General features: G+C 71.5%; 12 protein-coding genes. 2 read left to right on the top strand and 10 right to left on the bottom strand.

The features are described 5' to 3' along the window. Window positions 1-11: 11 nt before the first annotated feature. The 9 genes from SCNRRL3882_RS03455 to SCNRRL3882_RS03415 all read right to left on the bottom strand — a co-directional run bounded on the left by SCNRRL3882_RS03455 (window position 12) and on the right by SCNRRL3882_RS03415 (window position 10,927). Window positions 12-1,319 (bottom strand): MFS transporter, encoded by a 1,308-nt coding sequence (locus tag SCNRRL3882_RS03455; RefSeq protein ID WP_010043858.1) that lies wholly within the window; start codon window positions 1,317-1,319, stop codon window positions 12-14. A gap of 52 nt (window positions 1,320-1,371) precedes the next feature. Continuing rightward, window positions 1,372-2,070 carry an aldolase gene (locus tag SCNRRL3882_RS03450; protein WP_010043860.1) on the bottom strand — a complete coding sequence of 233 codons (699 nt, stop codon included), beginning with the start codon at window positions 2,068-2,070 and terminating at the stop codon, window positions 1,372-1,374. Beyond that, complete coding sequence (gene otnK, locus SCNRRL3882_RS03445; RefSeq protein ID WP_010043862.1) at window positions 2,067-3,347, bottom strand: 3-oxo-tetronate kinase; 1,281 nt, start codon at window positions 3,345-3,347, stop codon at window positions 2,067-2,069. Before otnK ends, SCNRRL3882_RS03450 begins: the two co-directional genes overlap by 4 nt. 1 nt (window position 3,348) lies before the next feature. Then, complete coding sequence (gene ltnD / locus SCNRRL3882_RS03440; RefSeq protein WP_029181450.1) at window positions 3,349-4,266, bottom strand: L-threonate dehydrogenase; 918 nt, start codon at window positions 4,264-4,266, stop codon at window positions 3,349-3,351. A gap of 134 nt (window positions 4,267-4,400) precedes the next feature. After that, window positions 4,401-5,522 (bottom strand): PP2C family protein-serine/threonine phosphatase, encoded by a 1,122-nt coding sequence (locus SCNRRL3882_RS03435; protein WP_010043866.1) that lies wholly within the window; start codon window positions 5,520-5,522, stop codon window positions 4,401-4,403. Between the two features lie 83 nt (window positions 5,523-5,605). After that, on the bottom strand, window positions 5,606-6,376 hold the full coding sequence (locus SCNRRL3882_RS03430) for an ABC transporter ATP-binding protein (RefSeq protein WP_102514727.1): 771 nt from the start codon (window positions 6,374-6,376) through the stop codon (window positions 5,606-5,608). Between the two features lie 186 nt (window positions 6,377-6,562). Continuing rightward, window positions 6,563-8,179, bottom strand: a complete 1,617-nt coding sequence (locus SCNRRL3882_RS03425) for an MDR family MFS transporter (RefSeq protein ID WP_010043873.1) — start codon at window positions 8,177-8,179, stop codon at window positions 6,563-6,565. Between the two features lie 100 nt (window positions 8,180-8,279). Next, window positions 8,280-9,488 carry a glycosyltransferase gene (locus SCNRRL3882_RS03420; RefSeq protein ID WP_010043874.1) on the bottom strand — a complete coding sequence of 403 codons (1,209 nt, stop codon included), beginning with the start codon at window positions 9,486-9,488 and terminating at the stop codon, window positions 8,280-8,282. A gap of 116 nt (window positions 9,489-9,604) precedes the next feature. Beyond that, entirely contained in the window at window positions 9,605-10,927 is a 1,323-nt protein-coding gene (locus SCNRRL3882_RS03415; protein WP_010043876.1) for a UDP-glucose dehydrogenase family protein, read from the bottom strand. A gap of 288 nt (window positions 10,928-11,215) precedes the next feature. Here SCNRRL3882_RS03415 and SCNRRL3882_RS03410 point away from each other — a divergent pair, with 288 nt between their 5' ends. Beyond that, window positions 11,216-11,875 (top strand): TetR/AcrR family transcriptional regulator, encoded by a 660-nt coding sequence (locus SCNRRL3882_RS03410; protein WP_010043878.1) that lies wholly within the window; start codon window positions 11,216-11,218, stop codon window positions 11,873-11,875. 29 nt (window positions 11,876-11,904) lie between these two features. After that, window positions 11,905-12,189: a hypothetical protein gene (locus tag SCNRRL3882_RS03405; protein WP_010043880.1), complete on the top strand. Its 285-nt coding sequence runs from the start codon at window positions 11,905-11,907 to the stop codon at window positions 12,187-12,189. Between the two features lie 426 nt (window positions 12,190-12,615). On the opposite strand, the gene SCNRRL3882_RS41045 is transcribed toward SCNRRL3882_RS03405, so the two are convergent. Beyond that, window positions 12,616-12,906: a ribose operon repressor gene (locus SCNRRL3882_RS41045; RefSeq protein WP_010043883.1), complete on the bottom strand. Its 291-nt coding sequence runs from the start codon at window positions 12,904-12,906 to the stop codon at window positions 12,616-12,618. Between the last annotated feature and the right edge of the window lie 11 nt (window positions 12,907-12,917).

Raw genomic sequence — 12,917 nt, 5'->3', positions numbered from 1 at the left:
CGGGGGCCCGGTCAGCGGTTGACGACGTACTTGTCGGTGGTGAGCACCGCGGCGGCGCCGATGACGAGACTGAGCGCCAGGACGTACCTCGGGAGTGACGTCGAGCCGGTGGCGTCCTTCAGCGCGCCGATCATGTACGGACTGACGAAGCCGGCGAGGTTGCCGACCGAGTTGATCGCGGCGAGGCCGACCGCGGCGGCGGTGCCGCCGAGGAACGCGGTGGGCAGCGACCAGAACAGCGGCGCGCAGGTCAGCACGCCGGCCGCGGCGAAGGAAAGCGCGGCCAGGGACAGTGCGGTCGACCCGGCCCAGCCCGCCGCCAGCGAGAAGCCCACCGCGCCCATGAGACTGGGCACCACCAGATGCCAGCGGCGCTCACGGCGCTTGTCCGCGGAACGCCCGAACAGGTTCATCGTGACGAGCGCCGCCAGGAAAGGCACCGCGCTGAGCATGCCGATCGCCAGGTTGCCCTCGATGCCGGTGGACTCGATGAACGTGGGCATCCAGAAGGTCAGGGCGTACTGGCCCATCACGAAGCAGAAGTAGATGAGGCACATCAGCCACACCTTGGGCTCGCGGAAGGCGTCCCAGACCCGGCCGTGCACGGTCTGGTGCGCGGCGTCCTCGGCGATCGCCCGCTCGACGACGGCCTTCTCCTCGTCGGTGAGCCACTTGGCGGCGCGCACGCTGTTGTCGAGGTAGAACAGGGTGGCCACACCGATGAGGAGGGCGGGGATCGCCTCCAGCAGGAACATCCACTGCCAGCCCTGCCAGCCGTTCACGCCCTGGAACCGGTCCATGATCCAGCCGGAGAGCGGGTTGCCGAAGATGCCGGCCACCGGGATGGCGGACATGAAGAGCGCGATCACCCGGGCACGGCGGTGAGAGGGGAACCAGTAGGTGCAGTAAAGGATCACGCCCGGGTAGAAACCCGCCTCCGCGGCACCGAGGAGGAACCTCAGGACGTAGAACATCGCCTCGTTGTGGACGAACATGAACGCTCCCGAGACGAGGCCCCAGCTGATCATGATCCGGGCGATCCAGGTGCGGGCGCCGACGCGCTGGAGCATCAGGTTCGACGGCACCTCGAAGAGGAAGTAGCCGATGAAGAACAGGCCGGCGCCGAGGCCGTACGCCGCCTCGCTGAAGCCGAGGTCGTCGGACATCTGGAGCTTGGCGAAGCCGACGTTGACCCGGTCCAGGTAGGAGACGACGTAGCACAGGACGAGGAAGGGGACGATACGTCGCACGACCTTGCGGAAGACGGCGTTCTCACGGGCGACGTCGGTGGAGGTGGACGCCGTTATGGGCATGGACATGGGTGATCCCTCGTGCGGCTCGGGGGAATTCTCTGACAGGGTGCGGAGCGGGTCACCACGCGGCGCCGAACGCGGACCTCAGTTCGTCGAGCGCGTGGGACGGGAGGGGCTCGGGGCGACGGTCGGTCAGGAGCCAGAGACGTGCCGTCTCCTCGAGTTCTTCGAGGACGGCGAGGGCGGTGGCCGCGTCGGGTCCCCAGACGACGGGGCCCAGCCTTTCGAGCAGCACGGCCCTGACGGGCGTACGGCTCGCCGCGTGGGCGGCGATGCGGGCGGTCACCAGGTCGGCCACGCGCGGGTCGCCGGGCCGGTGGTAGGGGATGAGCGGGACGTGCCCCACCTTCATCACGTAGTACGGCGTGAGGGGAGGGAGCACGTCGTCGTCGCTCCACACGCCGGCCAGGGTGAGCGCGACCAGGTGCGTGGAGTGCGTGTGGATGACGAACCGGGCCGTGGGGTCGGCGGAGCAGATCCGTCGGTGCAGGGTCAGGGTCTTGCTGGCGCGGTCGCCCGCGATCTGTTCACCACGGGCGTCGACCAGGGCGAGGCGGCCGGGTTCGAGGAACCCCAGGGCGGCGTCGGTGGGAGTGATCAGGTGGTGGTCGCCGGCCTTGGCGCTGATGTTGCCGGCGCTGGCGTGCACGTAGCCCCGGGCGAACAGGCTGGTGCCCACGCGGACGATCTCGTGGCGCGCCTTGTCGACGGCCTCGTCGTGGCCTGTCCCGGCGGTGGTGCCCGGCTGCTGGGTCATGCGGCCTCCTCGTCCAGGAGTGCGAAGGAGGAGGTGAAGAAGTCGGGGCCGCCGAAGTTGCCGGACTTGAGCGTGATGTGGAGCGTGTCCCCACCGGGAAGGGTGGCCGCGCACCACGGCACACCGGGGTCGATCTGAGGTCCGATCCGCAGCCCGGTGACACCGAGCGCCTGGACGACCGCTCCCGACGTCTCACCGCCCGCGACGACGAGCCGGCGGACGCCACGTTCCACGAGTCCCTGCGCCACGCGCGCCAGCGTCCGCTCCACGAGCTCGCCGGCCTCGGCGGCACCGAGCCGGCCCTGGACGGTGCGGACCGTGTCGGCCGACTCGGTGGAGTAGACCAGGACCGGTCCGACGTCCAGGTGTGACTCGGCGAAGGCCAGCGCCTGCCCGACCACGTCCTCACCGGCCGCGACACGCAGCGGATCCACGCTGAACGCGGGCCGGCCGCTGCGCAGGTACCGGAGGACCTGGCCGTTGGTGGCGACGGAGACCGATCCCGAGACGATGGCCCGGTGGCCGCCGGGAGGCGGCAGCTGCGCGGCGGCACGTGACGGCTTGAAACCCCAGTTCGCGGGCAGCCCGATCGCCAGACCCGAACCGGCGGTCACCAGCGCAAGCCCCTGGACCGCCGTACCCAGGCGCAGCAGGTCGTCGTTGGAGACGGCGTCGACGACGGCGATCCCGACGCCGTCCTCGCGCAGGGCGTCGATGCGGGCTCGGATCGCCTCGGCGCCGCCGGCGACGACCGTGTGGTCGATGAGGCCGACTGCCCGGGTGGTCTGCGCACCGAGGACGGAGACCAGGTTGGAGTCGGTCATCGGGGTGAGCGGGTGGTGGCGCATGCCGCTGTCGCCGAGCAGCACGTCACCCACGAACAGATGGCCCTTGAAGACCGTGCGCCCGTTGTCGGGGAACGCGGGCGTCGCCACCGTGAAGTCGGTGCCCAGCGCGTCCATCAGCGCCTCGGTGACCGGTCCGATGTTGCCGGCCGGTGTCGAGTCGAAGGTGGAGCAGTACTTGAAGTAGACCTGCTCGGCGCCCAGGGACCGCAACCAGGCCAGTGCCCGGAGCGACGTCTCGACGGCGTCGGCGGCCGGAACGGTCCGCGACTTGAGGGCGATGACCACGGCGTCGGCGTCCACCGCCTGTTCGGCGCCGGCCGGCGGCACGTCGATCAGCTGGACGACGCGCATGCCCGCGCGCACCAGGTTGTTGGCCAGGTCGGTGGCGCCGGTGAAGTCGTCCGCGATGCACCCGAGGCGAATTCCCATGTCACGCCTCCACCGGCTCGGGCAGGTCGATCCCCGGGAAGATCTTGATGACCGCGCTGTCGTCCTCGGTCCCCAGGCCGGAGGCCGATGCCTGGAGGAACATCTGGTGGGCGGTGGCTGCGAGGGGGAGCGGGAACCGTTCCGGGCGGGCGGCGTCCAGGACGAGCCCCAGGTCCTTGACGAAGATGTCGACGGCGGAAAGGGGGGTGTAGTCACCGGCGAGCACGTGGGCCATGCGGTTCTCGAACATCCAGGAGTTGCCGGCGCTGTGCGTGATGACCTCGTAGAGCGCCTCGGCGGGAACGCCGGACCTGATGCCGAGGGCCATCGCCTCGGCCGCGGCGGCGATGTGCACGCCCGCGAGCAGCTGGTTCACGATCTTGACCTTCGAGCCGAGTCCCGCGCGGTCGCCCAGTCGGTAGACGGTGCTGCTCATGGCCTCCAGCACCGGGTCGGCGACCGAGTACGCGGCGGCGGAGCCCGACGTCATCATGGTGAGCTCGCCGGACGCCGCACGGGCGGCGCCCCCGGAGATGGGAGCGTCCAGGTAGAGCACCCCCGACTCGGCCAGGCGGCCTTCGAGCCCCGCGGACCAGCCCGGGTCGACCGTGGAGCACATCACGAAGACGGAGCCCGGGCGGAGCCGGCCGGCCGCCCCGTCAGCGCCGAACAGCACGGACTCGACCTGCTCCGCGTTGACCACCACGCCGACCAGGACGTCCACCGCGGCTGCCAGCTCCCCGCAGGAGCCGAACGCCGTGCCGCCGTCGCGGGCGAAGGCCGCGGCCACCTCCGGTCGCAGATCGTGGACCCCCACGTCGTAGCCCGCGTCGCGCAGAGCGCGGGCCATCCCGAGGCCCATGGCTCCCAGTCCCACCACGCCCACAGGCGGACGTGCGGTCTCGTTCTCGTCGTCCATGCCCATCCTCGTCCTGCTGTGTCGTCCAGAGGGTCGGCTCCGGCCCCCGGAGGAGATCAGGTCATATGATGACCTGACGACAGTGATTTGCATCGTGTGATGTCGCTCACAACGGTGGGGGTTCGGGGCGTCGGTCAGCGGTACGGAGAGCGGCGGACGGTCAGGACGGCGACGTCGTCGTGCTGGTCACCGTCGCCGGCGAAGGCGCGGGCGTCCTCGTACAGGGCGCGGGGCAGTTCGGTGGGGGAGAGGGCGAGGTGTTCCGTCAGCCGTTCGTCGACCGGATAGAACGTGCCGTCCGTGGCACGGGTCTCGGTGAGGCCGTCGGTGGTCAGCAGCAGTGTGGAACCGGCCGGGAAGTCGAACCAGCCCACGGTCGTGGGTTCCAGGGCCAGCTCGGCGAGACCGAGCGGCACGCCGGACTCCAGCGGCGGTGCGGCGACGACGCCGTCGTGCATCAGCCGGGGCGGGATGTGCCCGCAGTTGACGACCTGCGCCTCGGTATGGGCGTCGACGGACAGGACGAGCGCGGTGACGAACCGCTCGTCGTCGCCGTTCTGTTCGGCGTACGAGTTGTGTCGGACGACCGAGGCGTCCAGGGCGTCGACGAGCGCGGTGAGCGTGGGTTCCCGGTGGGCCGCCTCGCGGAAGGCGCCGATGACGGCGAACGCGGCCCCCACAGCGGCGAGTCCCTTGCCCTGCACGTCACCGATCAGCACCCGGGTCCCCCAGGGCGAGGCGATGACCTCGTAGATGTCACCGCCGACGAGCCGGTCCTCCTGCACGGGTTCGTACACGCCGTTGACCAGGACGTCGTCGGTGACCAGGGGCAGGGGGTGCAGGATGTGCCGCTGCATGGCGGCGGCGGTGGAGCGCAGGCGGAGCATCTCGTGCTCGCGCCTGATGCGGCGGTGGCAGGCGTAGACGGAGGTCACTCCCAGGGCGAGGGTGAGCAGGACCAGCAGGGCCCGGTCGAGCCACCTCCCCACTTCGCTGCCGCGCAGCAGCACGGTGAGGGTGACGATGACCGTGGTCCATGTGGCGACGAACCTCGTCTGCTGAACGGTGCACAGCGCCGACGCCGTACCCGGAAGGAAGACCAGGAGACCGAGGAGCCACACCGCGGACCCGGACAGGGTGCCGAGAATTTCCACCAGGGCCGTCACCGAGACCACGCCGACGGCCAGTTCGAGGTTGCCCGGCGGCTCGATCGCCTCGAGGGCGTCCGACGGCCTTCTTCGGCGGGGACGGATCATGGGAGCTCCCGGGCAGGTCGTGATCTCTCCCGTACGTTATGCAGGCCGCCCGCGTGGAGGCGCCCCGCCGCGCCCCGGCAGGCTCAGATGGTGCGGCCCCTGCCGTCGAACTCCTTCATGCGGTCGAGTACGCGGTCCGCCGTGGGCCGGATCATCTCGTCGACGATCCGGCCGTCCACGAGGAAGATCACCCGGTCCGCGTAGGAGGCCGCCACCGGGTCGTGCGTCACCATCACCACGGTCTGCCCCAACTCCCGTACGGAGCTGCGCAGGAAGCCCAGCACCTCGGCGCCCGAGCGCGAGTCCAGGTTTCCGGTCGGCTCGTCACCGAAGACGATCTCGGGCCGGGAGGCCAGCGCGCGGGCCACGGCGACCCGCTGCTGCTGACCGCCGGAGAGCTGCGCGGGCCGGTGACCCAGCCGATCGGACAGGCCCACCCTGTCGATGACCCTGCGCACCCACTCCTCGTCGGGCTTGCGCCCCGCGATGTCCATGGGCAGGGTGATGTTCTCCAGGGCCGTCAGCGTCGGCAGCAGGTTGAACGCCTGGAAGACGAAGCCGATCTTGTCCCGCCGCAGCCGCGTGAGCTGCTTGTCCTTGAGCGAGCCCAGCTCGGTGTCACCGATGCGGACCGAGCCGCCGGTGAAGGTGTCGAGCCCGGCCACGCAGTGCATCAGCGTCGACTTGCCCGAGCCCGACGGCCCCATGATCGCGGTGTACTCGCCCTGGTGGAAGTTCACGGTGACGTGGTCCAGGGCGACCACCCGGGTCTCGCCCTGTCCGTACACCTTGGACAGCTCCGCGGCGCGTGCGGCCACCGCGGTGGCGCGGCGAGCGGTGGGTGTGGTGATCACGGGGGGCTCCTGTCGGGCACTGTGCTTCGAGGGCCCCACCATCCTCCGCGCCGATGATCCGCAGGGCGTCCCTCCGCATGCCCGTTTCCGGGACGGCCGAAAGTGCGACCGGGGGCCGGCCCGTCCCCCGGAAGTATGACGAGACGCCTACCCGCGAGGGGGCCGGGGCCGGACGTCGACCGGACGCTACTCGTCGGAGAGCGTGAGGTCGGGGACCCGCCAGGCCGCCAGCGCGAAGGCGGCCAGGGACACCGCGGCGCCGGTGAGGAAGACGAGGCGCATCGAGGTGACGTAGCCCTCCAGGAACGGCAGTGCCGCGCTCGGGTCGAGGGTGCGCAGGAAGGCGGAGTCCTCCAGGTTGACGCCGCCACCGGGCCGTAGGACGCCCGTCAGGGCGTGCGCGTTGTCGGGCTGGGCCAGGAGATGGCGGTAGGCCGGGTCGCGGCGGGCCTCGGCCAGCCGCCCGGCGATGCTGCCGGCCGCCGTGGTGAACAGGATCGACAGGAACGCCGCGGTGCCGACCGTGCCGCCGTTGGAGCGGAAGAAGTTGACGGACGCCGTCGCCGCGCCCATGTCCGTACGGGGCACCTCGCTCTGCGCGAGCGTGGTCAGCGTCTGCATCGACGCGCCGAGCCCCGCGCCCATCAGGACCATGCCGAGCGCCGGGTGCCACAGCGGGCTGTCCACGCGCAGCGTGGCGAACACGAGCATCGCGGCGGTGAACGAGCCGACACCGGCGACGAGATGGACCTTGAACCGGCCGGTCCGGGCGATCATCCGGCCCGTCAGCAGAGTCACCGCGAGGTTCGCGGCGACCGTGGGCAGGGTGGCCAGGCCCGCCTCGATGGGGCTCATGCCGCGCACGAGCTGGAGATAGAGCGGCAGCGTCGTCATCGCGCCGAACATGCCGATGCCGACGACGAAGTGCAGCCCGACGCCCAGCCGGAAGGTCCGGATGCGGAACAGGCGCGGAGGCAGCAGCGCGGCGTCGCCCGACCGCCGCTCCACCACGACGAACACCGCCAGCCCCGCCACGCCGATCGCGTACATCGACAGGGCCCGGGGCGAGTCCCAGCCCCAGGTGCGGCCCTGCTCGGCGACCGTCAGCAGCGGCACCAGTCCCACGGCCAGGGCGAGCGCCCCCGCGTAGTCCAGCCGGTGCCGCACCCGCCGGTGCGGGAAGCGCAGCACGCGCACGATCGCCACCGCGGCCGCGGCGGCGAGCGGCACGTTGATCAGGAAGATCCAGCGCCAGCCGGCTGTCCCGAGCAGGTCGGCCCGGTCCGCGAACGCGCCGCCCACCAGCGGCCCGACGATGCTGGCGCCGCCGAACACGGCCATGAAGTAGCCCTGGTAGCGACCCCTTTCGCGCGGGCTGGTGATGTCGGCGACGATCGTCATCGCCAGCGACATCAGCCCGCCGCCGCCGAGACCCTGTACGGCGCGGAACGCCGCGAGTTCGTAGATCGACGTGGCGCATCCGCACAGCAGCGAGCCGACGGTGAACAGGGCGATCGCGGCGAGGTAGACGGGCCTGCGGCCGTGGATGTCGGAGAGCTTGCCGTAGAGCGGCGTAGCGATGGTGGCGGTGATGAGGTACGCGGTGGTCACCCATGCCTGGGCGGTCAGCCCGTGCAGGTCGTCGGCGATGGTCCGCAGCGCCGACGAGACCACCGTCTGGTCCAGCGCCCCCAGGAACATGCCGAGCACCAGCCCGGACATGACGGTGGTGATCTGCCGGTGACTGAGCCGCGGGGGCAGGTCCCCGGCCGCGCCCTGTTCTTGGGTGTCGGAGAAGGTCACGTGTCGTCCTCGGGGTGGGGGCGGGTACGGCGCTCGGGCACGGGCCGCCCCGGGGTTCCGGGGCGGCCCGCGCCGGGCCGGGGTCGGCCGGCCGGGGCGGCTAGCCGGCGAGGCCGGCCAGGTCGTCGACCGCCTGCTCGACATCCGGCAGCGTCAGCATCGCGAGCTGGGCCGACCGGGCCCGCGCCCGGGGCTCGGGATCGGCGAGGAGCTTGCGGCACACGTCGGCGATGCCGGCCGCGCTGCGGTCCGCTATGTGACGGCCCAGGCCCAGCTCCTCCACGCGCTCCGCGTTGGCGGGCTGGTCCCCGAAGTGCGGCAGGACCGCCAGCGGCGTGCCCGTGCGCATGGCCTCGCGGATGCTGTTGAAGCCGCCGTGGGTGATGAACAGGTCGACCGACTCCAGCAGCAGCGGCTGCGGCACCCGCTCGGCGACGTGGACGTGCCCGGGCAGCCCCTCGGTGTCCACCGCCAGCCCGGACGTCGACACGACCACCGTGCAGTCGTCCAGCTCGGCCGCCGCCCTCACGATCGCGTGCAGGCTCTCGGCGGCGTCCGGCAGCTTCACGGGCAGAGTCGTTTCGCGGTCCTCCATCCGCGCACGCATCTTCGGCAGGGCGGTACCGATCGCGGCGTACACCAGCGGCCGGTCCGTGGGCAGTCCGGCGGCCCACTCCGGCAGCACCACGCCGCGCTCGACGTCCACCGTCTGCCGGTACGCCCAGGTCCTGGGCAGGTGCCGGGCGAACGAGAAGGCGGACGGCACGTAGTCGACACGCCCGTGCGGCACGAGGGACAGCGGGTCGTCCCGCACGGGCAGTTCCAGCTCCTCGCGCCGCTGGTTCAGCTGCGGCAGCACCTCGGCGGGGTCCAGGACGTTGCTGAACCCGGAAGGCGTCGGCAACTGCGGTACGCCGAGCAGTTCGGCGGTGAGCACCGCGGCCATGTCCATACCGTCCCGCAGGATCACATCGGGCCGGAAGTCCCGGGCGAGGGGGAGCAGGATGTCCAGGTGCGGTTTGATTCCCGGCCCGGCCACGTTGCGCATCAGCAGCCGGGCCAGCGCGTCCGTCGGTTCCGTCAGGTCGGGGGTTTCGTCGAGCTCGGCGAGGTACGGGCCCATCGCGGCGAGCGGATCGAACTCCGGTAGAACGGCGTTCACCTGCACGTCGTCGTCACGGAAGACGGGGACGAGGGCCTCGGTGGTGACCACCAGCACCTGGTGCCCGGCCTTGGCGAGGGCGCGCAGCAGGGGAAGCTGAGCGCGGCCGTGGGAGGGACTGCCGAGCGTGGTGCACAGAACCCGCATGGGGTGAGCCTTTCTCTCTGGATTCTTCTCGGACTCTTCTTCTGGGATTCGCCCATTCCGGCGGCCTTCGGCCCGGCGGACTGCTCTGAACCCGTTTCCGAGGCGGGGAGGAGATGTCACGCCACCCGCGTCGGTGCCTCCGCGCGCCCGATGCCCTGCCGACGCAGCCCGGCCCGCGCGAGCCGGTCTGCGTCCAGCAGGTTGCGGAAGTCGTGGACCTCCCGGCCGGACATGCGCGCCGCGATCGCCGCCCAGTCGAGGTCGCGCAGCTCCGGCCACTCGGTGAGGACGAGACAGGCCGCTGCCCCCTCCGCCGCCCGCACCGGGTCGTCGACGAGCTCGACCAGATCGCTCAGGTCGGGCCGCTCCTCGCGCAACGCCGGGTCGTACGCCGTGAGTTCGGCGCCGCGCTCGCGCAGCAGCCGGGCGACGGAAAGTGCGGGGGAGTCGCGCAGATCCGAGGTGCCGGCCTTGAAGGTCAGGCCGTACAGGGCCAGTCGTACACCGCGCAGCGAGCCGTCGCCGCCGCGTCCGCACGCGGCGGCGACCCGTTCGACGAGCTGCTGCTGGTGGGTGACGTTGGTCTCGATGGTGGCGCGCAGCAGGGGGAAGTCGACCCCGGCCAGCTCGCACACGGTCAGCAGGGCGTGGGTGTCCTTGGGCAGACAGGAACCGCCCCAGCCGGGCCCGGGCCGCAGGAACGCGGAGCCGATGCGCGGGTCCCGGCCGATGCCCTCGGTGACATCGTTGATGTCGGCGCCGAAGCGTTCGCAGACGGTGGCGAGGTTGTTGGCGAAGGACAGCTTCATCGCGAGGAAGAAGTTCGCCGCGTACTTGGTCAGTTCGGCGCTGGCGGGGTCGGTGAGCACCAGCGGCGCGTCCAGTCCGGCGTACAGATCGGCCACGCGCCGGGCGGCGTCCCGGTCCGCGGCGCCGATCACGATCCGGTCGGGGTGCAGGAAGTCCTGGACGGCGCGGCCCTCGCGCAGGAACTCCGGGTTGCTCACCACAGCCACGTCGTCCCGGCCGAGCAGCGCGGCGACTCGCTCGCTCGTTCCGACCGGCACGGTCGACTTGTTGACGACGACACAGCCGGTCGGCAGCACGTCGCGGATCTGCGCGGCCACGGCCTCCACGGCGGCGAGATCCGCGGCGCCGCCCGCCCCCATGGGCGTGGGCAGGCACAGGAACACGACCTCGGCCTCGGCCACGGCGGCCGCGGTGTCGCCGGTGAAGTCGAGCCGGGCGGCGTCCAGGGCGTCCCGGACGGTCCCGGGCAGACCGGGCTCCAGAATGTCCACGCGGGCCTCGCGCAGTCGCTCGACCTTGTGCGGGTCGGCGTCCGCGCACACCACGGAGTGCCCAAGGGAGGCCAGACAGGCGCCGGTTGTCAGTCCGACGTAGCCGGTTCCGATCACGGCGACACGTCGAGCAGGCACAGAGGATCACCTTTTTCCGGTCGGTGGGGGCGCCCGCGTGCGACGGCCGAGGAACGTGCGAGGGCGCGCTCGATCGCGTCGTGCGGCGGACCTGGAAGGGCCGACTCCGTCGTACGGCCCGGGCAGAGCGAGGACTCAAGTCATCGATCGTTGACCTGAGTCAGGTATCGCATGGGGCGAGAACGTAAGTCAACGATTGATGACATCGGTCGGTGACTTTGAGACAGTCGCCGCAGACTGGAACATGGGCGGATGGCCAGAGGGCCGTGAACCACGGAGGTGCGGTACGTGACCGGAGTACAGAACGGCGAGGCGGCCAAGGCGGTGGCCCGCAGGCCCGCCCACAAACGCTCGGCCTCGGCGACGCGCACCGCGCTGCGGGCCGCAGCGGCCTTCCGTTTCGGCAAGTACGGCTACGAGGGCACCAGCGTGCGCGACATCGCGGGCGACGTGGGGGTGGACGCCGCCCTCGTCTACCGCTACTTCGGCTCGAAAGAAGCGCTGTTCAACGACGTATCGGGCACCGGCAAGATGTTCGAGCCGCTGCTGAACGAGCCGGTCGAGGCGATCCCCGACTGGTTCTGCGCGCTGCTCATGGGGCAGCCGAGGGAGGGCGACTTCCCGCATCCGGTGCTGTCCGTGCTGAGGTCTTCCGGTCGTGACGAGGCGGTGGCGCGGCTGCGGGCGGATTTCACGGAAGTGTTCTCCCGCCGTCTGGCCGCCCGCCTCGACGGCCCTGACGCCGACCTGAGGGCGGAACTCCTGGCGGCCTGGATGCTCGGCACCAGCCTGATGCGCACGGAGATACGCCCACCCGCCCTCGTCTCGGCCCCGGACGCCACGCTGGAGCGCTACCTGCGCGCGGGCATCGAGGTCCTGCTGGGCCCGGCGCAGGAAGACGACGACCGGACGGCCGGGGGCGAGGGACGCGCCGTCGGCGACGACTGACCCGCGGAAAAGGAGAAGACAGTCCGGTCATGAGTTTCTTCGGCGGGGTCGACGACCTTGAACTCTTCCTCTCGCGCAGCCGCGTCCTGACCGTCGCTTCGGTGCCGGCCTGTCTCGGCGCCACGGTCTTCCTCATGAAGGAAGAGGGCTGGCGCTTCAGCCTTCTCCTGGGGCTCCTCCTGCCGCTGATCGCCGCATACCTGGGGGTCCGCGGCAGCCGGGAGATCCGTGCGGGCATGGCGGCCGCGGGGCTCGCCCTCGCCGCCGCCACACTGCCGTTGACGTTCGTCCTGGCGTCGATCGAGGGCTCGTGACGCCGATCGACCTCTTCCCTGCGGAGGTCCCTCAGCGGCGTCGGGGCTGAAGATCCCGCCTGCACACCCGAGATTGAATCGATTCAAGCAGATCTCCGGAAGCTCGATCCGCGCAGTCCCTCTCCTCTCCCCTCCTCGCCGCACTCCGTGACGGTCCCCTCGATGCAGTACCTCTCCCGCCGGCGAACCGGCGGCGTCCGCCGCGGAGTCCGAGCCCTGGACCGCGAAATGACCAGCAACTCACCCCGGAGAACGCCGACTGGGTCACCGACACCCTCACCTCCGCCAGGGGCGGCTGTCTGCGCCTGCGCGCCACCGGGCTGGGCGCCCCCGCCGTCGACGAGACGGCCAAGTACCGCTTGCAACACGCCGAGATACGCGTCGACTGGCGGCCGTCGGACGCGTGCCCCGGCCCGGTGGGACCGCCTACGCCGGGGCCGGGGCCGGGTCCGGCCCCGCCTGGTCGACGCTGATCCGCGAGATGGGGCCGAGGGCGGCGAAGGTGGTGTTGTCGTATCCGGCGACGGAGATGTCACCGGGGACCGGCGGTCCGGCCTCGGTGACGGCTTCGAGCGAGGCGCCCTCGGCGTCGCCGTCCGCCACCGTGTCGTACAGCGGAGTGCCGCGGTCGATCACCGCGTCGGTGACCTGGGCCTCCGCCTGCGCGTGCGGCCGGTAGCCGAGTTCGTCGATCGCCCGGCGCACCTCGGCGCGCATCTGGGGGCTGG

The organism is Streptomyces chartreusis NRRL 3882 (genome assembly GCF_900236475.1).
Classification (GTDB): Bacteria; Actinomycetota; Actinomycetes; order Streptomycetales; family Streptomycetaceae; genus Streptomyces; species Streptomyces chartreusis_D.
The sequence above is the reverse complement of the archived record's forward strand: the minus strand, read 5'-3'. Positions and strand labels throughout refer to the sequence as shown.

What these genes read in the sequence shown, in the direction of transcription:
- SCNRRL3882_RS03455 (WP_010043858.1), bottom strand. Translation starts at nt 1,319, where the DNA reads ATGTCCATGCCCATAACGGCGTCCACCTCCACCGACGTCGCCCGTGAG.
- SCNRRL3882_RS03450 (WP_010043860.1), bottom strand. Translation starts at nt 2,070, where the DNA reads ATGACCCAGCAGCCGGGCACCACCGCCGGGACAGGCCACGACGAGGCC.
- otnK (WP_010043862.1), bottom strand. Translation starts at nt 3,347, where the DNA reads ATGGGAATTCGCCTCGGGTGCATCGCGGACGACTTCACCGGCGCCACC.
- ltnD (WP_029181450.1), bottom strand. Translation starts at nt 4,266, where the DNA reads ATGGACGACGAGAACGAGACCGCACGTCCGCCTGTGGGCGTGGTGGGA.
- SCNRRL3882_RS03435 (WP_010043866.1), bottom strand. Translation starts at nt 5,522, where the DNA reads ATGATCCGTCCCCGCCGAAGAAGGCCGTCGGACGCCCTCGAGGCGATC.
- SCNRRL3882_RS03420 (WP_010043874.1), bottom strand. Translation starts at nt 9,488, where the DNA reads ATGCGGGTTCTGTGCACCACGCTCGGCAGTCCCTCCCACGGCCGCGCT.
- SCNRRL3882_RS03405 (WP_010043880.1), top strand. Translation starts at nt 11,905, where the DNA reads ATGAGTTTCTTCGGCGGGGTCGACGACCTTGAACTCTTCCTCTCGCGC.
- SCNRRL3882_RS41045 (WP_010043883.1), bottom strand. Translation starts at nt 12,906, where the DNA reads ATGCGCGCCGAGGTGCGCCGGGCGATCGACGAACTCGGCTACCGGCCG.